Raw genomic sequence first — 20,259 nt, forward strand, 5'->3', positions numbered from 1 at the left:
AGATGACATCTTCTTCCAGCGTGGCCGGTCGCCACGCAACGGATCAGCCGCCACACATCCTGGTGGTGCGTAACGACAAGCTCGGCGACTTCATGCTCGCCTGGCCGGCGCTCGCCTGTCTCAAGGCCGGCATCCCCGAAGCGCGGATCAGCGTGCTGGTGCCGACCTATACGGCACCGCTCGCCCGGCTGTGCCCATGGATCGACGAGGTGATCCTCGACCCCGGCGATGGCGCCGAAAAGCAGGCGCAGCGCAAGCTGCTCGCGCAGCTGCGCAACGCACGCTTCACGACCATGTTGACGCTGTACTCCACGCCGCGCATCGGCTGGCTGGGCTGGCGTGCCGGTATTCCGCGCCGCCTGGCACCCGCTACCAAATGGGCGCAGCTATTCTACAACCATCGCATCGTCCAGCGCAGATCACGCTCGGCCAAGCCGGAATACCAGTACAACATAGAGCTCGCCGAGGCCCTGCTCGCAACCGCGGGTCGCTCCCTCAGTGCTCGTCCTACGCCGCCATATTGGCCGCTGCCGCCCGGGGCCGCGGAAGCCCAGCGTGAAACCATCGCCGCGGAGCTGGCCCTCGACACGCGCACGCCCTGGCTCTTCCTGCATGCCGGCAGCGGCGGTTCGGCGGTCAATCTCTCACCCACCCAATATGCCGAACTGGCGACGGCCGTCGACTCGCGCCTTGCCACTTCGGCCAGCCGTCCACAATGGCTGCTGACCGCCGGCCCAGGCGAGGAGCCTGTCGCTCATGAGCTGCAGCGCGCGCTGGCCGCCCAGGGCCTGTCGGTGGCAGTACTGCCGCCACGCGGGAGCCTGGGCGATTTCGCCCTGGCGATCTCCGCCGCCGACCTGTTCGTCGCCGGCTCAACCGGGCCGCTGCATATCGCCGGCTGCCTGAACCGTCCCACGGCGGGCTTCTACCCGGCACGCCGTTCTGCCACTTCACTACGCTGGCAAACCTGCAACGACGAGGCGCACCGCCTCGCCTTCAGCCCGCCCCCCGATGCCGGCGAAAGCGACATGGCGGCCCTCGACCTCGAGGCCGCGGCCGATGCGATCAGCGCCCTGGTGCGTCGTCAGGTGGCGGCGACGTACGCGTCCTGATCCACAGGTCGGCGTACTTGGCGAAGGTGGAGTGCGCCGAGAGCAGCGCCAACAGCAACCCCTGTCGTCCATCGAGAAACCCGGCGCGCAGCAGGTACATGCGCAGGAAACAGCCCAGCCCGTGCACCAGGCCGGTGGCAAGACTGCCCTGCTTGCCGCGTGCGGCACGCTGCTCGGCCCAGGCCTGGGCGTAGTGAGCCGACTTCTCAAGGTAGTGGCGCAAGTCGCGATAGGTATAGTGCAACAAGTCACCCTTCAGTGCCTTGACCGGCAGCCCATTCGGGTTTTGCAGTTTCTCGTGCACCAGGGCCGCATCGTAGCCCGCTTTCCCTCTAGGGTAGAGACGTGCTACCCGGTCGGGATACCAGCCCGAGTGACGGATGAAATCGCCGAAGCACCAGGAGAGGCGCGGCAGGGTGTGAATCGCCGGTTCAGCGGCGGTCACGGCAGCCTGGATGCTGTCGCGCAGCTCGGCCGTCACCCGCTCGTCGGCATCGATCATCAATATCCAGTCGCTCTCGACCAGCGCCTCGGCACGCTGCCGCTGCACGCCGAACCCCTGCCAGTCGGCATTCACGACCACCTTGTCGGTGAACTCCCGGGCGATGGCGCAGGTCGTATCCTGGCTACCGGAGTCCAGTACCACGATCTCGTCGGCCCAGCGCAGTGTCTCCAGGCAGGCGCGCAGGTGGGCGGCCTCGTTCTTGACGATCAGTACGGCAGCCAGGGTCATCGACCTCTCCTCATCGGTTCGGCGGCTGGCCAGTTTACTGCCGTAGTCGTGAGGCCAGCAAACCCGGCCGCCGCCCCCTACGACACCATACGTAGTGCAAGTCTCGATAGGCTTGATAAGCTATCAGTCGAATTCAACGGATGAATCCACACATGCCTATCCCTTCCAAGCTGCTCGCGCTGGCTCGTCCCCGCTGGCTGTCGCTTCTGGTTATCGGGCTCTGCGTGGGTTATGCCATCATCGTGCTGACCCGCGTTCCCTCCTGGGGCCTGCCCTTCCTGGCGCTTGCCTGGGTAGGGCTGGGCGCCGTCTTCCATTGGGGGGCCCCCGCCTCGCCCCTCTACGCGCCACGCAGGTGGTCTTGGGCCCTGCTCCCCATCGCGCTATGGGGGCTTTATCTCTATCTTGCCGAGAGCTTCGGTATCGTCGACCTGAGCGCGGTATTCTTTCATCTACAGGCCGGCATGGCCGACCATGGCGGGGTAAGCCGCATCGGAGCGGCATTCCTTTACACCCTCACGATGATCGCCCTGCTGGCTTCATTCACCTGGCTGATACGCCACGACCATCGCTGGCGCCGCGGCGAACCGTTGCTGGCTATTGTGCTGCTGGTGAGCAATCCCCTGTTGTATGGCATGGGCCAACGCGGTGCCGCCATCGTCACCAAGCCCGGAGCCTGGCTCGAACGCCAGTATGTCGAGCCAATCCTCCTCGAGTCCCCCCGCAACCCGCCCAACCTGCTGCTGATGTACCTGGAGAGCATCGAGCGTACCTACGCCGACCGCGAGCGCTTCGGCGATGCCTATGCCGATCTGGATGCCATCGGCGAACATGGCCTGGTTTACGAGGGTATCCAGCAGATCGACAACACCGGCTGGACCATGGCCGGCATGATAGCCAGCCAGTGCGGCACGCCTCTCATGCCCGCCGGCCTGCTGCACGACCGGCAGTTCTCACCGCTGGAAAAGGTAGTGCCCGGCGTCGACTGCCTCGGCGATCTGCTGTCTGAACAGGGTTACCAGCTCACCTACATGGGCGGCGCCAGCATCAACTTCGCCGGCAAAGGGCTGTTCTACGAGGGGCACGGCTTCGATACGGTACTCGGTCGCGAGGAGCTGCAGCCCCTGCTCGATGATCCCGAGTACGTTAACAACTGGGGGCTGTACGATGACTCGCTCTACGACTTCAGCCTGGAGGAGCTACGCCGCCTCAACGCTGAGGGTGGCCCATGGGGCCTGGTCAACCTGACCCTTGCCGGCCACGCTCCCTACGGCTATCCCGCCCAGGCCTGTATCGACCGCCAGGGGGAGTTCGACGGCGCCGACATCCTGTACTCGGTGGAGTGCTCGGCCTGGCTGGCTCGGGATTTCCTCGCGCAGGCCGATGCCGAGGGCCTGCTCGACAATACCATTGTGGTCGTCGCCAGCGATCACTTGACCATGCGCGTATCGGCCTGGGAGCAACTGATCCAGGGCGAGCGCGACAACACCTTCATCCTGCTGGGGCCAGGTATTCCCCAAGGCAGGGAGAGCCGAGAGGCTTCCATGGTGGATGTCTTCCCTACCATCCTCGAGGCAATGGGCTTCACCATCGACTGGCATCGGGCCGGTCTCGGGGTCTCGCTGCTCTCGGACGAGCCAACCCTGCTCGAGGAATATGGCAAGGATTTCTTCAACGCCCGTATGCGCGAGGAGATCGTGCTGCAGGAGCGCCTCTGGGAGGGGCTGGCACCACCGCGCCAAGTACCGGAGTCCGAGCCGCAGGAGCAGGTAGTAGAAACGCCTGAGGATGCCACCGGTGAAGAGCCGGCCACGGTGCAGTGAGAGCATAACGGAGGAGACGTTCAGCCGCGGGCTATGACCGCCGTGCTTGCACCCAGCACCGCCGCGAGTACGCGCTGGGGCGAGAGCTGCACCAGGCAATTGGTGTGCCCCAACGGGCAGGTGCGTTCGAAGCAAGGCGAGCAGGAAAGCCCCAAGTAGTGAATCTCGGCGTTGTCGGTCAACGGCGGCGTATAGGCCGGTGACGACGAGCCGTAGAGAGCCTGGATCCGAGTGCCGACCGCGGCGGCCACGTGCATCAGCCCGGAGTCGTTGGTGACCACCTGCTGGCAGTCGGCGAGCAGGTCCACCGCATCGGCCAGGCGGGTCTTGCCGCACAGGTTATGCACCTGGGCCAGGCCCTCGGCGATCGTGTCTCCCGCGGCAACGTCCTTGGGGCCGCCCAGCACGCGCACTTCGAATCCTTCGGCGACCAGTCTCCCGGCAAGCTCACGAAAGTGGCCCAGCGGCCACTGCTTGGCCGGGCCATACTCTGCGCCGGGCATCATGCCGATGGCCGGCCGCCGCGACAAACCGAGGCGCTCGTGCAGTGCGCTCAGATTGGCGGAATCGACACGCAGCCGCGGCCGAGGGATGGCAAAACTTCCGCGCCTGGCCTCTCCTGCCGAGAGTCCCAGCGCCACGAAGCGTTTCACGGTCTGGTCGAGCCGTGCCTTATCCAGCTCGCGTCGCTCGTTGAGCAGCCCATAGCGCTGCTCGCCGGTAAAGCCCACCCGGCGGGGAATGCGCGCCAGGAACGGCACCAGGGCCGACTTCCACGAGCGCGGCAGCACGATGGCCCTATCGAAGCGTCCACGCAGTCGCCGCGCCAGGGCACGCCGGGTCGACCAGCCAAACTCGCCGTGGCCCACATCCAGCGTGGCCACCTCGTCGACCTCCTCCATGCGTTCGAGGATAGGCTGCGACCAGCCTGGCGCCACCACGCCGATACGACTCCCTGGCTGGCGCTGCTTCAGGCTCTTGAACAAGCTCTGGGCCATGACCATGTCGCCGACCCAGGAAGGGCCGACCACGAGGATACGGGACTCCGGCGCAGGCGCCTGACTCATCCCTTGGCCTCGTCCAGCCATTCCAGATAGGCCTTCACGCCCTCGGCTACGGTGCGGAACTCACGATCGTAGCCGGCCTCGCGCAGGCGTGTGATATCGGCCCGGGTATAGCTCTGGTAGCGCCCCTTGAGCTCGTCGGGGAAGTCGATGTACTCGATGCGGCCGCGGCCGTGGTGGGCGATCACCGCCTCGCCGATGGCCTTGAACGGCTCGGCCCGGCCGGAGCCGAGGTTGAAAATGCCCGACTTGCCGGGGTTGTCGAGGAACCACAAGTTGACGTCCACCACGTCGCCGACGTAGACGAAGTCGCGGCTCTGCATGCCTGCCTCATAGCCGTCCCAGGCGCCGAACAGCCGGAGATCCTGGCCAGCGTTGACCTGGGTATGGTTGTGGTAAGCCACGCTCGCCATCTTGCCCTTGTGCTGCTCGCGCGGGCCGTAGACATTGAAGTAGCGGAACCCCACCACCTGGCTGGTGAGTTCGTTCCAGTGCTGGCGCACATACTGGTCGAACAGCAGCTTGGAGTAGCCATAGACGTTGAGAGGCTTCTCGTACTCGGGCTCCTCGCGGAACACCTGGCTGCCGCCGTAGGTGGCCGCCGAGGAAGCGTAGAGGAAGGGAATGCCCTGCTGCTGGCAATAATGCAGCAGCACCTTGGAGTACTCGAAATTGTTGTCGAGCATGAAGCGGCCATCCCACTCGGTGGTGTCCGAACAGGCGCCCTCATGGAAGATCGCCTCGATCGGCGGCAGGCGAGAAGGCTCGCCACGCAACACCGCTTCGATACGCGCACGGAAGTCGTCCTTGTCGAGGTAATCGCCCAGGGTGCAGTCCGCCAGGTTGACGAACTTGGTACCGTCGCGCAGGTCATCGACGACCAGTACGTCATTGCGCCCGCGAGCATTGAGGGCCTTGACCAGATTCGAGCCGATGAAACCGGCGCCACCTGTCACTACGATCATTTTGAACCTCACTGGGGCGCAACCGCTGCGCCTATAACCGATGTGCCTGTGATTGTATACTTGACGCCCTGTGAATTCATGGCCAACGGTGCTTCCGCAATGACTCTCTCGCCAAACCCGTCGCAGACGCTCTCGACATCCCCGTCGACCTCGGCTCCAGGGTCGACGCCAGACGCGACCACTTTTCAGGGCCTGATACTCTCCCTGCAGCAGTACTGGGCCGAACAAGGCTGCGTGGTGCTCCAGCCGCTGGACATGGAGGTCGGGGCCGGCACTTTCCACCCCGCCACCTTCCTGCGCTCCATCGGCCCGGAGACCTGGAATGCCGCCTACGTGCAGCCTTCCCGGCGCCCTACCGACGGCCGCTACGGCGAGAACCCCAACCGTCTGCAGCACTACTACCAGTTCCAGGTGGTGATGAAGCCCTCCCCTGCCGACCTGCAGGAACGCTTCCTGGGCTCGCTCGTGCGCCTCGGTATCGACCCGCTGGTGCATGACATTCGCTTCGTCGAGGACAACTGGGAATCGCCGACCCTGGGTGCCTGGGGGCTCGGCTGGGAAGTCTGGCTCAATGGCATGGAGGTGACCCAGTTCACCTACTTCCAGCAGGCGGGTGGGCTGGAGTGCTACCCCGTCACCGGCGAGCTCACCTACGGGCTCGAGCGCATCGCCATGTATCTGCAGAACGTCGACAGCGTTTACGACCTGATCTGGACCATCGCACCGGACGGCTCCAAGGTCACCTATGGCGACGTCTACCTGCAGAACGAACGTGAGCAGTCGGCTTACAACTTCGAGCATGCCGACGTACCGGCCTTGTTCAAGGCCTTCGACCATCTGGAGCGCGAGTGCTCCAAGCTGCTCGACGCCGGCCTGCCGCTGCCGGCTTACGAGCAGGTGCTCAAGGCCTCGCATACCTTCAACCTGCTCGATGCTCGCCACGCCATCTCGGTGACCGAACGCCAGCGCTTCATTCTGCGCGTACGCACCATGGCCCGCGATGTCGCCCACGCCTACTACGCCTCGCGCAAGGCTGCCGGCTTTCCGCTGGCCCCCGAGGCACTGCGCCAGGAGCTGCTGGCCCAGGAATCGACCGCTGAACAGGGAGACGCGTGATGGCTGCCAATACCTTTCTGATCGAGCTGGGCGTCGAGGAGCTGCCGCCGAGCGCCATTGACTCGCTATCGGATGCCCTGGCTGAAGGCATCCGCCGCGGCTTGACCGAGGCCGAGATCGACTTCGGCGAAGTTCGCGCCTATGCCACGCCACGTCGCTTGGCGGTGCAGGTGGCCGAACTGGCCGACAAGCAGCCCGACCGTGAGGTCGAACGCCGCGGCCCGGCCCTCGCTGCCGCCTTCAAGGATGGTCAGCCGACCAAAGCCGCCGAAGGCTTCGCCCGCTCCTGCGGCGTCAGCGTGACTGACCTGATCCATCTGGAAACCGACAAGGGTACCTGGCTCGGCTATCGTGAGCGCCAGCAGGGCGAGGCGACGACCCAGCTGCTGCCTGGTATCGTCGACAAGACCATTGCCGCCCTGCCGGTACCCAAGAACATGCGCTGGGGGGCCTCCCGGGTCGAGTTCTCTCGCCCCGTCCACTGGCTGGTGATGCTCTACGGCAGCGACGTGGTCAAGGCCGAGTCACTGGGCTTGGCGGCCGGCCGCACCACCCGCGGCCACCGTTTTCATGCTCCCGACCCCATCGATCTCACACACGCGGACGATTATCTGGCCGTTCTCGAGCAGGCCTGGGTACTGGCCGATCGTGAACTCCGCCGCGAGCGTATACGTGAGCAAGTGCTGGCCGAGGCCGAGGTTCAGGACGCCCAGGCGGTCATCGAAGAGGCGCTGCTCATCGAGGTGAGCGGCCTGGTGGAGTGGCCGGTCGCGCTGGCCGGCAGCTTCGACGAGCGCTTCCTCGAAGTGCCGGCGGAGTGCCTGATCTCCTCGATGAAGGCCAACCAGAAGTATTTTCACCTGCTCGACGAGCAGGGCCGGCTCAAGCCGCAGTTCATCACCATCTCGAACATCGACAGTCAGGATCCACAGCTGGTAATCGAGGGTAACGAGAAGGTCATCCGCCCACGCCTGGCCGATGCTGCCTTCTTCTACGACACCGATCGCAAGCAGCCACTGGCGACGCGCATTCCCGGACTCGCCAACGTAGTGTTCCAGCAGCAACTCGGCACCCTGGCCGACAAGGCGCACCGGAGTGCCGCCGTGGCCGCCTTCATTGCCGGGCGCATCGGTGGCGACGTGGCCCAGGCACGCCGCGCGGCCGAACTCGCCAAATGCGATCTGGTTACCGAGATGGTGCTCGAATTCCCCGAGCTGCAGGGCATCATGGGGCGCTACTACGCTACTCATGACGGCGAGCCAGCCGAGGTGGCGCAGGCGCTGGAAGAGCAGTATCTGCCGCGCTTCGCCGGTGACGAGATCCCTGCCTGTCGTACCGGCCAGGCTCTGGCGCTGGCAGACCGGCTCGACACCCTCATCGGTATCTTCGGCATTGGCCAGCGTCCCAGCGGCACCAAGGACCCTTTCGCCTTGCGCCGTGCTGCCATCGGCGTGCTCAACATCATGATCAAGGGCGAGCTGGACCTCGACCTGCGCGAACTGCTCGAACTGGCCGCCGCCCAGCATCAGGAGCTGCCCTACGCCGAGAACCTGGTCGAGGAAGTGCTCGGCTACATGCTCGACCGCTTCCGCGCCTGGGGCCAGGATGAGGGCATTCCTGCCGAGGTGTACCTAGCCGTTCGCGCCCGCCCGGTAAGCAAGCCTCTCGATTTCGCTCGACGCCTGCGTGCGGTACACGCCTTCACTCAGCGCGAGGAAGCCGCGGCACTGGCGGCAGCCAACAAGCGGGTTTCCAACATCCTGGCCAAGCAGGCCGATGATGTCGGCATTCAGGTCGATCACGCCCGGCTGAAGGAGCCCGCCGAGCAGGCGCTGAGCGAAGCCGTTTCGTCTAGCCGCGAGCGCGTCATGCCGCTGTTTGCCGAGGGGCGCTATCGCGAAGCGCTGGATATCCTGGCAGGTCTGCGCGCACCAGTAGACGCCTTCTTCGATGACGTCATGGTCATGGCTGACGACGACGCCATCCGGCGCAATCGACTGGCGTTGCTCGCCGGGCTCCAGGCTCTGTTCCTCCAGGTTGCCGATATCGCCCTGCTTCAGCAGTAGGGGGAGTGCTGTATGGGCCGGCCGGGAATATGCTCTCCCGGCCGGCTTTTTTACGCCTGGAGTTTCACGTGAAACATGAAAGAGCACTGACCTTGGCAGGCGATGTTTCACGTGGAACACTTACTTTATTCCCACTACGCATGGTGTGCCGATGCCCGATGCATCTCGACTCGTCATCCTCGACAGGGATGGGGTCATCAATCACGACTCCGATGACTACATCAAATCCCTGGCCGAGTGGATCCCCTACCCGTCCTCCATCGAGGCCATTGCACGTCTCTCGCGCGCTGGCTGGACCGTTGCCATCGCGACCAACCAGTCAGGGATCGCCCGAGGCTACTATGATGAGGTCACTCTGGCTGCAATGCATACAGAACTCGAAAGGCAGGTTGGCGAGGCAGGGGGCAAGATCGCCCATATTGCCTACTGCCCGCATGGGCCCGATGATGGCTGTGCATGTCGCAAGCCATTGCCCGGTTTGCTGATTCAGATCCGTGACGCTCTCGAGCTGAACAGCCTGGAAGGTAGCTGGATGGTGGGTGACAGCCTGCGCGACCTGCAAGCGGGAGAACCAATGGGTTGTCGCCCAGTGCTCGTTCGTACCGGCAAGGGGCGCAGGACCGAAGCAAAGGGCACGGGCCTCGATGGAGCGATTCTCTTCGACGACCTGGCTGCCTTCGTCGACCGGTTGCTCAGTCACGAACTGTGACATAACTCACCGCTGCTCCAGGCCCAGAGCATTCGAGAAATAAAAAAGCCGACCCTTCGGGTCGGCTTTTCCTTGCAGAACATGGGGCTACCATTTTGATTGCGATGTTTCACGTGAAACACCGAGCCCTCCCCTCTGCATCAGACGTCCAGATTGGCTACCAGAGCATTGCTCTCGATGAAGGCTCGGCGCGGCTCTACCTCGTCACCCATCAAGGTGTTGAACATCATGTCGGCAGCCACCGCATCCTCGATCGTAACGCGCAGCAGGCGCCGCGTCTCAGGATCCATGGTCGTTTCCCACAGCTGGTCCGGGTTCATCTCACCCAGCCCCTTGTAGCGCTGTATCGAGAGCCCGCGCTGAGCTTCGGCCATCAGCCACTCAAGTGCCTGGTAGAAAGTGAATACCGTCTTCTTTCGCTCGCCACGCGCAATATAGGCGCCCTCTTCTAGCAAGCCTTCCAGCGTTTCACCCAGAGCAGCCATGGCGCGATAGTCGGCGCTGGTGAAGAAGTCGATGCCCCAGACGTAATCGGAGCTGACACCATGGGCCGTCAGCGTCACTGCAGGCAGGAAGAGCTCACGCTCTGTGTCTTCCTCGATTCGGAAGGTGTAGCGCGGACCGCCTTCGTAGGCTACCAGCGCATCCATCTCCTCCTGCAAATAGGCGATCCAGTTCTGCATGGTGACACGATCCTTCAGGCTTGCCTCACCTTCAAGGCGCGCCGCATGCACGACCTTGCGCAGCACTTCGTTCGGATAGACGCGCGACAAACGATCGATACGCTTCATTACATCGCGGTACTGAGCAACCAGCGATTCGAGCTGGGCACCGGTGACCGGCGGCGCATCCGGATTCACATAGAGCCTGGCTCCGTCCATGGCGGTCGTCGTCAGGTAATCGGTGAGGGCCTGCTCGTCCTTGAGATAGGTTTCCTGCTTGCCGCGCTTGATCTTGTAGAGCGGCGGCTGGGCAATGAAGACATGGCCGCGCTCGATCAGCAGTGACATCTGACGGAAGAAGAAGGTCAGCAGCAAGGTTCGGATATGCGAGCCGTCAACGTCGGCATCGGTCATGATGATGATCGAGTGATAACGCAACTTGTCGGGGTTGAACTCCTCGCGACCAATGCCGCAGCCGAGCGCCGTGATCAACGTGCCGACTTCGGCAGAAGAAAGCATCTTGTCGAAGCGGGCCTTCTCGACGTTGAGGATCTTGCCCTTGAGCGGCAGAATCGCCTGGGTCCGTCGATCCCGGCCCTGCTTGGCACTGCCACCGGCCGAATCACCCTCGACCAGGAACAGTTCGGAGAGGCTGGGATCCTTCTCCTGGCAGTCAGCCAGCTTGCCCGGCAGGCCGGCAATGTCCAACGCCCCCTTGCGACGGGTCATGTCGCGGGCCTTGCGCGCAGCCTCGCGAGCGCGGGCGGCGTCGAGCATCTTGTTGACGATCGATTTGGCGTCGTTGGGGTTCTCGATCAGGTAGTCCGAGAGCAACCGCCCCATCTCCTGCTCAACCGCCGTCTTCACTTCGGAGGAGACCAGCTTGTCCTTGGTCTGCGAAGAGAACTTGGGGTCCGGAACCTTGACCGAGATGATCGCCGTCAGTCCTTCACGTGCATCGTCACCCGTCGTCGCGACCTTGGACTTCTTGAGCAGCCCCTCGGATTCGATATACGTGTTCAGGGTGCGGGTCAGGGCAGCACGGAAACCAGCCAGGTGTGTCCCCCCGTCACGCTGCGGGATGTTATTGGTGTAACAGTAGATGCTTTCCGTGAAAGAATCGCTCCACTGCATCGCCACTTCCACAACGACCCCATCTTCGCGCTCGGCCTCGAAGTGAAATACCGGGTTGAGCACGGTCTTGTTGCTGTTCAGGTGGTTGACGAAGGCCTTCAGGCCTCCTTCGTAGTGGAAGAGCTCCTCCTTGCCGCTGCGCTCGTCGAGTAGACGGATCGCAACACCAGAATTGAGGAAGGAGAGCTCTCGCAGGCGCTTGGCCAGTATGTCGTAGTGGAACTCGATGTTGGCAAAGGTATCGGACGAGGGTTTGAAATGCACCCGTGTACCGGTCTTCTCCGTTTTCCCTACAACGCCCAGCGGCGCCTGGGGCACGCCATGGCGATAGATCTGCTCATGTACCTGCCCGGCCCGCCATATCGTCAGCTTGAGCTCTTCGGAAAGGGCATTGACCACTGATACCCCGACGCCGTGCAGCCCGCCGGACACCTTATAGGAGTTGTCGTCGAACTTGCCTCCGGCGTGGAGGACCGTCATGATCACTTCCGCTGCCGACACACCCTCTTCTTCATGTATGTCGGTGGGTACGCCTCGGCCGTTGTCACTCACGGTGACCGACTCATCCGGATGGATGACGACACGTACCTCGCTGCAGTATCCGGCCAGGGCTTCATCGATGGAGTTGTCCACCAGCTCGAACACCATATGGTGCAGGCCTGTCCCGTCATCGGTGTCGCCGATGTACATGCCGGGACGCTTGCGCACGGCATCCAGGCCCTTGAGGACCTTGATGCTCGTTGAGTCGTAAGCTTGTTCGCTCATTGACTACTCCGTCATGAAGTCTGTCTGTGCCTGAGGCACTAGCTGCCCTGTTCCAGAAGATGCTTGTTTCACGTGAAACATCGCGATTGGTGTGTGAGACTCCCATTGTCCCACCAGGGCATCGTGTTCGACACTTGTGATGAAAGCTTGGCAGCGCATCGATTCCAGCAGCCGGCAAAAGACACGCCGGTGCTCGGCATCCAGCTCGGCTGGCAGGTCGTCGACGAGATAAAGACAGCTGCGTCCGGTCGACTGCTCCAATAACCTGCCCTGCGCCAGCTTGAGTGCGCTTACCACGAGTTTCTGTTGGCCCCGTGAAAGGACCTCGACGGCAGGGCGTCGCCCCAGCCGGATGCGCAGATCGGCGCGCTGTGGCCCATTCTGGGTAAAACCCATCTGCTGGTCTGTCGCCCGGCCTTGCTCGAGCACTTCCCGCAGGCTGCGCTGCTTATCCCAGCCACGGGAGTAGCGAAGGCTCAGCTCGGGCAGGTCGATCAGCCTGCTCAAGGTTTCCTCGAATACGGGTAGGAAGCTGGTAATCCAGTCACGGCGCAGGTCATCGACCCGTTCGCCCCACGAGGCCAGTTCCTGCTCCCATACGGCCAGATTATTGACATCCATTCTACCATGTCTGAGCAGCGCGTTCCGATGCTTCAGCGCTCTCTTGGCGCGGCGCCAGGCCTCGTAGAAGTCATGTTTCACGTGAAACACTCCCCAGTCGAGGAACTCGCGCCGACCTGCTGGAGCCCCCTCCAGCAAGCGGAAGGCATCGGGGTTCACCAATTGCAACGGCAGCGCTTCGATCAATTGGGCCAGACGCGACACGCGCTCTCCCCCCATGCGCATCTCAAGTTCGGCCGCATCACGCGAACGACGGACACCGATAGGCAAGGGAGGCGCACCGCAAAGGCGAGCAAACAGCGTCATCTCGCCGGCCTCATGGGTAATGACATGCTTCAACTGCCGTGTTCGAAAGGAACGCCCCATACCGAGAATGTGCAGCCCCTCCAGCAGGCTGCTCTTGCCGCTGCCATTGGGCCCCACGATCAGGTTGATGCCGGGGCTCGGCGCCAGATCGAGCGGCCCCAGATTCCGCAAGCCAGTAAAAGCCAGACGATCGATCAACATGAAGCGTAGGGCACAGCATCGAGCCGCCGCCCGGCCACTGAGGAGCATGGCCAGGGACGGCGTGACACGGGCAGGACTACCGCCTCAAAGGCGCATTGGCATGACGACATACAGGGCATCACCCCCGCCGGGCTCTTCCATCAAGGCACTACTATTGGAGTCAGCGAGTGTCATCTGCACCCGATCTTCGCCAATAACACCAAGAACATCAATGAGATAGCCAACATTGAATCCTATTTCGAGGGAGTCGCCACCGTATTCGACCGCCACATTCTCCTCGGCTTCCTCCTGCTCCGGATTATTCGCCATCACCTGCAGGTTACCCTCCTGCAGGTGCAAGCGAACGCCACGATACTTCTCGTTGGAGAGGATGGAAGTACGCGAGAGAACCTGACGCAGTTCGGCACGCTCGGCAATGAAGACCTTGTCGCCGCCGCGCGGCACCACACGCTCGTAGTCGGGGAACTTGCCATCGACCAGCTTCGAAGTGAAGGTGAAGTCGCCGGTATGGGCACGAACGTGGCTTGCGCTGAGGGTCAGCGTCACTGGCTCGTCGCTGTCATCGAGCAGGCGCACCAGTTCGAGCACCCCCTTGCGCGGTACGATCAGTTTGCGCGCCGGCTCTACCTCGATTTCCGCGGGGCGTGAACACACGGCTAGCCGATGGCCGTCTGTAGCCACGGTGCGCACCAGGTTGGAACGCAGCTCGAGCAGCATGCCATTCAGATAGTAGCGTACGTCCTGCTGAGCCATGGCGAAGGAGGTGGCGTCGATGAGGTGCTTGAGCGTCCCACGCGGCAGACTGAGCTCCACATCGCCAGCGCTGTCCTCGATATTGGGAAATTCCGCCACCGGCAGCGTCGACAAGGTAAAGCGGGAGCGACCGCTGCGCAGCACGGCGCGGCCATCCTCCAGGCTGAACTGGAGCTCGGCCTGGTCGGGCAGCGACTTGCAGATATCCATGAGCTTGCGGGCAGGCACGGTAACGGCACCCGGCACATCGACCTGCGATGCCGCCGTGCGACCGATCAGCTCGACCTCGAGATCGGTACCGGTAAGGGCCACCTCGTTCTGGTCGACCTGGATCAGCACATTGGACAGTACCGGCAGGGTCTGGCGACGCTCCACAACGCCAGCCACCAGTGCCAGCGGCCGTAGCAGCGCTTCGCGGGTAATGGAAAATTTCATGTCGGCTCCACGTCTAGTCCTGTAGATGAGTGTCGGGCAGCGGTGTCAGACACCCGTGCGAACGTGCCATCAGCTGGTCAGCAGCCGCAGCAAGTTCTTGTAATCCTCGCGGATGTCCGCACTCTCCTCCTGCAGTGCCTGCACCTTTCGACAAGCATGCAGTACCGTGGTGTGGTCACGCCCACCGAAGGCATCGCCGATCTCCGGCAGGCTATGGTTGGTCAACTCCTTGGCCAGTGCCATGGCTACCTGGCGCGGCCTCGCCACCGAGCGTGAACGCCGCTTGGAGAGCAGGTCGGCCAGCTTGATCTTGTAGTACTCGGCAACGGTACGCTGGATGTTGTCCACGCCTACCTGCTTGTCCTGCAACGCCAGCAGATCCTTCAGCGACTCGCGAATGAAGTCCTGCGTAATCGGCTTACCCATGAAGTGGGAATCGGCAATGACCTTTTTCAGCGCCCCCTCCAGCTCACGCACGTTGGAGCGAATCTTCTGGGCAATGAAGAAGGCAGCATCGTGGGGCAGGTCTACCTTGGCCTGGTCCGCCTTCTTCATCAGAATGGCGACCCGGGTTTCCAGCTCCGGGGGTTCGATAGCCACGGTCAAACCCCAACCGAAGCGCGACTTGAGGCGCTCCTCGACGCCGCTGATCTCCTTGGGATAGCGATCCGAAGTGAGAATCATCTGCTGGCCACCCTCTAGCAGGGCGTTGAAGGTATGGAAGAACTCTTCCTGAGAACGTTCCTTGCCGGCAAAAAACTGGATGTCGTCGATCAGCAGCGCATCGACACTGCGGTAGAAGCGCTTGAAATCATTGATGGCATTGAGCTGCAGCGCCTTGACCATGTCCGCCACGAAGCGCTCGGAGTGCAGGTAGACGACGCGGGCGTTCTCGCGCCGGGTCGCCAGTGCGTTGCCCACCGCATGCATCAGGTGGGTCTTGCCCAGACCGACGCCGCCATACAGGAACAGCGGGTTGTAGGCGCCCCCCGGGTTCTCGGAAACCTGCCGCGAGGCAGCCCGGGCCAGCTGGTTCGACTTGCCTTCGACGAAGGTTTCGAAAGTGAAGCTGGGGTTGAGGCCGCTATTGTGTTTCAAGCTGCCTTCGACCTGCACCTCGCGCTCGCCACCGGAACGACGTGCCGAGGCTCCCTCTTCACGCATCTGGTCGATTTCGCGTTCGTCGCCGATGTCACCTCGCGGCGGCACTTGCACGGCTGGCGCCAAAGGAGAGTGGGGGTTGGCTGAAACCGGGGCGCCCAGGTCGCGTGGCTGCGGCTTGACCGTTGCCGCACTTCGGCTACCGACCGTCAGCACCACTCGTGGCGGCTTGGCAGGTGCCAGGTCCCTGAGCAGCTCATTGATGCGCTTGGCATACTTGTCGCCGACCCAGTCGCGCACGAAGCGATTGGGCGCCAGCAGACGCAGCTCGTTGGCCTCCCCTTCTTCGGCTTGAAGCGGGCGAATCCAGGTGTTGAACTGCTGGGCGTTCAGCTCGTCCTGCAGGTAATCCAGACACTGTTGCCAGAGAGCAAGAGACACTCGACCTCACCATACCCGTTGATGCATGACCGGTCATTGTATCCTTCGCCTGCTGGGTTATCCACATGCGACTCAATGCCGAACCACCCTGTGGAAAAGCAGGCGCACCAAAGCCCCTCGCCGCATAGAGGTGAGTTACGAAACGCTTTTCCACATATCCCAACACACATCAAGTAATTGTTTCATTTACCTAACCTCCACTTATCAACAGAAGCCGTCCCCAACATTAGCCACAGCCTTGATCAGAAAACAACGAGTTAGGTCAACGGCTCGGATCGCTGGGTAGCCGAGCCACGGCGCGATCCATGGAGCGGAACAATTGCGTCGGGCAGCCGAAGTCTCTACAATTTCCGGTCTTGAACCGAATCTGCCCCTGGTTCCTGTCGGGAGCCAGGGCATTCCTGTAAGACGTTCCGTCAACAAACCACGTGGGAATCAAGTGTTATGAAACGTACCTTTCAACCCAGCGTTCTGAAGCGCAAGCGTGTCCACGGCTTCCGTGCTCGCATGGCTACCAAGAATGGTCGTGCCGTTCTGGCTCGCCGCCGCGCCAAGGGTCGCAAGCGTCTGAGCGCCTGATAGCGGATTGCGCGTGTCCGGTCATGGTTTCCCCAAGCAGCTGCGTCTGTTGAGTGCCGGGGATTATCGATTCGTTTTCGATCACGCTTCATTCAAGGTACATGGCAAGGGGCTTATGGCCCTGGCGTGCCCCAATGGACTGGACCACCCCCGCCTTGGCCTGGTCATCAGCAAGAAGAACGTCCGCAAGGCCGTGGATCGTAACCGCCTCAAGCGGTTGGCTCGCGAATCCATTCGTCTCCAGCAGTGCGCGCTACCCTCCGTCGACATCGTCTTGCTGGCGCGACGCGGCGCGAATGAGCTGGACAAGGCCACGCTGCATCGCCAGTTTTACGGCATGTGGCGGCGCCTGGAGCGTGACGCGCGGAAGTCGATGACCTCCTGACCGGATGCGGAGTCTTTCTCCGCTTCGATGGCCTGCTCCGGCAGGCTATCGACCTTTTCTACATGGCAGCGGATCTCGTTCCAGCGGCATGTTCACTACCCATCGGGCAGAACCCTCATGGACGTAAAACGACTCCTATTGCTGATTCCACTGGCCGTGCTCGCCTATCTGCTGGTCGTACAGTGGAATCAGGACTATGGCCAGGTTGCTCCTGAGCCTGAAGCTCCCACCATCACCGCACCGGCACCCGGTGAAGCGCAAGCGCCCGACGATGACGACGGCCTGGCGGTTCCCGCAGCACCTCGCGCGGAGCAGGAGATGGCTGGCGAGATGCCGGCCGAGACGGAGCAGCCGAGCGGGACCCGTGACCTGATCGCCGTCGTTACCGACGTACTCGACGTGCGCATCGACCCCCAAGGGGGTGACATCGTCTATGCCGCCCTGCCCCAGCACCGCATGGCGCTGGGCTCCGACCGTCCCTACGTGCTGCTCTCGGATAACGAGACGCGCAGCTACGTGGCCCGCTCTGGGCTGCAGGTAGATGGCCACGGGGGGCGCATCGGTTTCACGCCGGAGAGCACCAGCTACCGCCTGACCGACGGCGAGAGCCGCCTCGACGTCGATCTGCACGGCGAGGTAAACGGGGTCGACGTCGTCAAGCGCTTCTCCTTCGAGCGCGGCAGCTATGCGGTAGAAGTCAACTACTACCTGGCCAACAACACCGAGGAGCCGGTTACTGCGCGCTTCATCGGCCAGTTGGCACGGGACAACAGTTCCGACCCCTCCAGCGGCGTCGCCATGGGCATGAGCTCCTATCTGGGCGCTGCCTATTCGTCGCCGGACGAGCGCTACCAGAAAGTCGGCTTCGACGACATCCAGCGTGGGCGCTTCAACAACCGTGACGTCCAGGGTGGCTGGGTCGCCATCATCCAGCACTACTTCGTCTCGGCCTGGGCACCGCCCCAGAACCAGCAGAACCTGCAGTACGCTACTACCGACTCGCGCAACCGCAACGTGGCCGCATTCGCCGGTCCGGTGACCACGGTGGCTGCGGAAGGTGAAGCGCGCCTGGGTGCCACGCTCTATGTCGGCCCCAAGGTTCAAGACTATCTCGAGCAAGTGGCCCCGCACCTGCGCCTGACCGTCGACTTCGGCTGGCTGTGGTTCATCGCCAATCCGCTGTTCTGGTTGCTCGACCAGATCCACAGCCTGATCGGCAACTGGGGCTGGTCTATCGTCCTGCTGACCGTTCTGGTCAAGCTGGCCATGTGGCCGCTCTCCGCCAAGGCCTACAAGTCCATGGCCCGCATGCGCAAGCTGGGCCCGGAAATGCAGCGCCTCAAGGAGCAGTACGGCGACGATCGCCAGAAGATGTCCCAGGAGATGATGAAGTTCTACCAGAAGGAGAAGATCAATCCTCTGGGCGGCTGCCTGCCGATCCTGGTACAGATGCCGGTGTTCATCGCCCTGTACTGGATGCTGCTGGAGTCGGTGGAACTGCGTCATGCGCCCTTCATGTTCTGGATCCAGGACCTGTCGATGAAGGATCCGTACTTCATCCTGCCGATCCTGATGGGCGCCTCGATGTTCGTGCAGCAGTTGCTCAACCCCACGCCTCCGGACCCCATGCAGGCGAAGATCATGAAGATGCTGCCGATTGTCTTCACCTTCTTCTTCCTGTGGTTCCCGGCCGGCCTGGTCATCTACTGGGTGGTCAACAACATCATCTCGATCGCGCAGCAGTACGTGATCACGCGCAGGATCGAGAACGACCCCAGCGTCGGCAAAGGGGTGAAGGCGAAGTAACTCGCCCCCGAACGACAACCGGACCCCTGCCACGGCAGGGGTCTGGCGTTTGGGGCGCATGAAAAGGACAATCTCGCCATACCGGGCTCAACGTCGAGAGGATGCCGCATGCCGGAAAGGCTCTATCAGCAGGACACCATCGCTGCGCTGGCCACCCCGCCGGGACGCGGCGGCGTCGGTATCATCCGCGTTTCGGGGCCGCTGAGCGCCACGATCGCCGCAGCCATGGTGGGGCACTGCCCCACGCCCCGGCGCGCCCACTACGGAGCCTTCCAGGGCGAGGGCGGGGCCATCGACGAGGGCATCGCGCTCTACTTCGCCGGGCCGCACTCGTTCACCGGTGAAGACGTACTGGAACTACAGGGGCACGGCGGCCCGGTGATCATGGATCTGCTGCTGGAGCGCTGCGTTCAGCTGGGCGCCCGCCTGGCCAGGCCGGGCGAATTCTCCGAGCGTGCCTTTCTCAACGACAAGCTCGACCTGGCCCAGGCCGAGGCCATCGCCGACCTCATCGAGGCCAGCTCACGCACGGCGGCCGAGAACGCCCTGCGTTCGCTGCAGGGGGAGTTCTCCCGCCGTGTGGCGACGCTCGTGCAGCGGCTGATCGAGCTGCGCATGTACGTGGAGGCGGCCATCGATTTTCCCGAGGAGGAGATCGATTTCCTCGCCGACGGTAGGGTAGCCGAGATGCTCGCCGCGGTACGGACGGAGCTCGCCGAGGTGCGCGCCGCCGCCGGCCAGGGCGCGCTGATGCGCGAGGGCATGAGCGTGGTGATCGCCGGGCGCCCCAATGCCGGCAAGTCGAGCCTGCTCAACGCCTTGACCGAACAGGAAACCGCCATCGTCACCGACATCGCCGGCACCACCCGCGACGTGCTGCGCGAGCATATCCATCTGGATGGCATGCCGCTGCACGTGATCGATACCGCCGGGCTGCGCGACACGCCGGACGCCGTCGAACAGATCGGCGTGGCCCGGGCCTGGGCCGAGATCGAGAAGGCCGACCGCGTGCTGCTGCTGGTGGATGCCGCCACCACCGCGGCCACCGATCCCATGGCGATCTGGCCCGAGTTCGTCGCACGGCTGCCCGATCCGAGCCGCCTGACCCTGGTGCGCAACAAGATCGATACCAGCCACGAGGCGCCCGGATTAGATGACGCTGCCATCACACCGGTGATACGCCTCTCCGCCCACACCGGTGAAGGCCTGGAGAGCCTCAAGGCCCACCTCAAGGCAGTCATGGGCTTCTCCACCACCACGGAGGGGCGCTTCTCGGCCCGGCGCCGCCACCTGGATGCCCTCGATCGCGCCAAGCAAGCACTCACTCACGGCGAAGCCCAGCTGTCAGGCTACGGTGCCGGCGAGCTGCTGGCAGAGGACCTGCGTGACGCCCAACAGGCGCTGGGCGAGATCACCGGTGAGTTCAGCGCCGACGACCTGCTGGGCGAGATCTTCGGCAGCTTCTGTATCGGCAAATGATGG

At 63.1% G+C, this 20,259-nt stretch carries 16 protein-coding genes; 9 read left to right on the forward strand and 7 right to left on the reverse strand.

Annotated features, from left to right (window positions below; translation table 11 throughout):
* The first annotated feature begins 2 nt into the window (after positions 1 to 2).
* Positions 3 to 1,112 (forward strand): glycosyltransferase family 9 protein, encoded by a 1,110-nt coding sequence (locus tag SPH52_RS13130; RefSeq protein WP_411795482.1) that lies wholly within the window; start codon positions 3 to 5, stop codon positions 1,110 to 1,112.
* Here SPH52_RS13130 and SPH52_RS13135 read toward each other — a convergent pair.
* Positions 1,066 to 1,845, reverse strand: a complete 780-nt coding sequence (locus SPH52_RS13135; RefSeq protein WP_411795483.1) for a glycosyltransferase family 2 protein — start codon at positions 1,843 to 1,845, stop codon at positions 1,066 to 1,068. The genes SPH52_RS13130 and SPH52_RS13135 overlap by 47 nt on opposite strands.
* Before the next feature lie 152 nt (positions 1,846 to 1,997).
* Between SPH52_RS13135 and SPH52_RS13140 the strand changes: the two genes are divergently transcribed.
* Positions 1,998 to 3,668 (forward strand): sulfatase-like hydrolase/transferase, encoded by a 1,671-nt coding sequence (locus SPH52_RS13140; RefSeq protein ID WP_411795484.1) that lies wholly within the window; start codon positions 1,998 to 2,000, stop codon positions 3,666 to 3,668.
* A 20-nt stretch (positions 3,669 to 3,688) separates the two neighbouring features.
* On the opposite strand, the gene waaF is transcribed toward SPH52_RS13140, so the two are convergent.
* Positions 3,689 to 4,735, reverse strand: a complete 1,047-nt coding sequence (gene waaF, locus SPH52_RS13145; protein WP_411795485.1) for a lipopolysaccharide heptosyltransferase II — start codon at positions 4,733 to 4,735, stop codon at positions 3,689 to 3,691.
* On the reverse strand, positions 4,732 to 5,697 hold the full coding sequence (gene rfaD / locus SPH52_RS13150) for an ADP-glyceromanno-heptose 6-epimerase (protein WP_411795486.1): 966 nt from the start codon (positions 5,695 to 5,697) through the stop codon (positions 4,732 to 4,734). Before rfaD ends, waaF begins: the two co-directional genes overlap by 4 nt.
* A 99-nt stretch (positions 5,698 to 5,796) precedes the next feature.
* On the opposite strand from rfaD, the gene glyQ reads away from it, so the two are divergent.
* The 3 genes from glyQ to gmhB all read left to right on the forward strand — a co-directional run bounded on the left by glyQ (position 5,797) and on the right by gmhB (position 9,588).
* Positions 5,797 to 6,813, forward strand: a complete 1,017-nt coding sequence (glyQ, locus tag SPH52_RS13155; protein ID WP_411795487.1) for a glycine--tRNA ligase subunit alpha — start codon at positions 5,797 to 5,799, stop codon at positions 6,811 to 6,813.
* Positions 6,813 to 8,879 (forward strand): glycine--tRNA ligase subunit beta, encoded by a 2,067-nt coding sequence (gene glyS, locus SPH52_RS13160; protein WP_411795488.1) that lies wholly within the window; start codon positions 6,813 to 6,815, stop codon positions 8,877 to 8,879. Before glyQ ends, glyS begins: the two co-directional genes overlap by 1 nt.
* Positions 8,880 to 9,030: 151 nt before the next feature.
* Positions 9,031 to 9,588, forward strand: a complete 558-nt coding sequence (gene gmhB / locus SPH52_RS13165) for a D-glycero-beta-D-manno-heptose 1,7-bisphosphate 7-phosphatase (protein ID WP_411795489.1) — start codon at positions 9,031 to 9,033, stop codon at positions 9,586 to 9,588.
* A gap of 140 nt (positions 9,589 to 9,728) precedes the next feature.
* On the opposite strand, the gene gyrB is transcribed toward gmhB, so the two are convergent.
* The 4 genes from gyrB to dnaA all read right to left on the reverse strand — a co-directional run bounded on the left by gyrB (position 9,729) and on the right by dnaA (position 16,007).
* A complete protein-coding gene (gene gyrB, locus SPH52_RS13170; protein WP_411795490.1) occupies positions 9,729 to 12,149 on the reverse strand; it encodes a DNA topoisomerase (ATP-hydrolyzing) subunit B in 2,421 nt (806 codons plus the stop codon).
* Positions 12,150 to 12,152: 3 nt separating this feature from the next.
* On the reverse strand, positions 12,153 to 13,277 hold the full coding sequence (recF, locus tag SPH52_RS13175; protein WP_411795491.1) for a DNA replication/repair protein RecF: 1,125 nt from the start codon (positions 13,275 to 13,277) through the stop codon (positions 12,153 to 12,155).
* An 84-nt stretch (positions 13,278 to 13,361) separates the two neighbouring features.
* Positions 13,362 to 14,465: a DNA polymerase III subunit beta gene (gene dnaN, locus SPH52_RS13180; RefSeq protein ID WP_411795492.1), complete on the reverse strand. Its 1,104-nt coding sequence runs from the start codon at positions 14,463 to 14,465 to the stop codon at positions 13,362 to 13,364.
* 69 nt (positions 14,466 to 14,534) lie between these two features.
* A complete protein-coding gene (gene dnaA / locus SPH52_RS13185) occupies positions 14,535 to 16,007 on the reverse strand; it encodes a chromosomal replication initiator protein DnaA (protein WP_411795493.1) in 1,473 nt (490 codons plus the stop codon).
* Positions 16,008 to 16,451: 444 nt separating this feature from the next.
* On the opposite strand from dnaA, the gene rpmH reads away from it, so the two are divergent.
* From rpmH to mnmE, 4 genes are all read left to right on the forward strand, one after another.
* Positions 16,452 to 16,586, forward strand: coding sequence for a 50S ribosomal protein L34 (rpmH, locus tag SPH52_RS13190; RefSeq protein ID WP_010626003.1), 135 nt, complete (start codon positions 16,452 to 16,454; stop codon positions 16,584 to 16,586).
* Between the two features lie 13 nt (positions 16,587 to 16,599).
* The gene (gene rnpA / locus SPH52_RS13195; RefSeq protein WP_411795494.1) at positions 16,600 to 16,971 is read left to right on the forward strand and encodes a ribonuclease P protein component; all 372 of its coding nucleotides are present in this window, start codon (positions 16,600 to 16,602) and stop codon (positions 16,969 to 16,971) included.
* 117 nt (positions 16,972 to 17,088) lie between these two features.
* Positions 17,089 to 18,777 carry a membrane protein insertase YidC gene (gene yidC, locus SPH52_RS13200; protein WP_411795495.1) on the forward strand — a complete coding sequence of 563 codons (1,689 nt, stop codon included), beginning with the start codon at positions 17,089 to 17,091 and terminating at the stop codon, positions 18,775 to 18,777.
* Between the two features lie 108 nt (positions 18,778 to 18,885).
* Positions 18,886 to 20,256 carry a tRNA uridine-5-carboxymethylaminomethyl(34) synthesis GTPase MnmE gene (gene mnmE / locus SPH52_RS13205; RefSeq protein WP_411795496.1) on the forward strand — a complete coding sequence of 457 codons (1,371 nt, stop codon included), beginning with the start codon at positions 18,886 to 18,888 and terminating at the stop codon, positions 20,254 to 20,256.
* The last annotated feature ends 3 nt before the right edge of the window (positions 20,257 to 20,259 follow it).

This window comes from Halomonas sp. A29 (assembly GCF_046723295.1).
Taxonomy (GTDB): Bacteria; Pseudomonadota; Gammaproteobacteria; order Pseudomonadales; family Halomonadaceae; genus Halomonas.

Coding starts and splice junctions, on each gene's coding strand:
- yidC (WP_411795495.1), top strand. CDS start 17,089: ATGGACGTAAAACGACTCCTATTGCTGATTCCACTGGCCGTGCTCGCC.
- glyS (WP_411795488.1), top strand. CDS start 6,813: ATGGCTGCCAATACCTTTCTGATCGAGCTGGGCGTCGAGGAGCTGCCG.
- glyQ (WP_411795487.1), top strand. CDS start 5,797: ATGACTCTCTCGCCAAACCCGTCGCAGACGCTCTCGACATCCCCGTCG.
- gmhB (WP_411795489.1), top strand. CDS start 9,031: ATGCCCGATGCATCTCGACTCGTCATCCTCGACAGGGATGGGGTCATC.
- dnaN (WP_411795492.1), bottom strand. CDS start 14,465: ATGAAATTTTCCATTACCCGCGAAGCGCTGCTACGGCCGCTGGCACTG.
- waaF (WP_411795485.1), bottom strand. CDS start 4,735: ATGAGTCAGGCGCCTGCGCCGGAGTCCCGTATCCTCGTGGTCGGCCCT.
- SPH52_RS13135 (WP_411795483.1), bottom strand. CDS start 1,845: ATGACCCTGGCTGCCGTACTGATCGTCAAGAACGAGGCCGCCCACCTG.
- recF (WP_411795491.1), bottom strand. CDS start 13,277: ATGTTGATCGATCGTCTGGCTTTTACTGGCTTGCGGAATCTGGGGCCG.
- mnmE (WP_411795496.1), top strand. CDS start 18,886: ATGCCGGAAAGGCTCTATCAGCAGGACACCATCGCTGCGCTGGCCACC.
- rfaD (WP_411795486.1), bottom strand. CDS start 5,697: ATGATCGTAGTGACAGGTGGCGCCGGTTTCATCGGCTCGAATCTGGTC.
- gyrB (WP_411795490.1), bottom strand. CDS start 12,149: ATGAGCGAACAAGCTTACGACTCAACGAGCATCAAGGTCCTCAAGGGC.
- SPH52_RS13140 (WP_411795484.1), top strand. CDS start 1,998: ATGCCTATCCCTTCCAAGCTGCTCGCGCTGGCTCGTCCCCGCTGGCTG.
- rpmH (WP_010626003.1), top strand. CDS start 16,452: ATGAAACGTACCTTTCAACCCAGCGTTCTGAAGCGCAAGCGTGTCCAC.
- SPH52_RS13130 (WP_411795482.1), top strand. CDS start 3: ATGACATCTTCTTCCAGCGTGGCCGGTCGCCACGCAACGGATCAGCCG.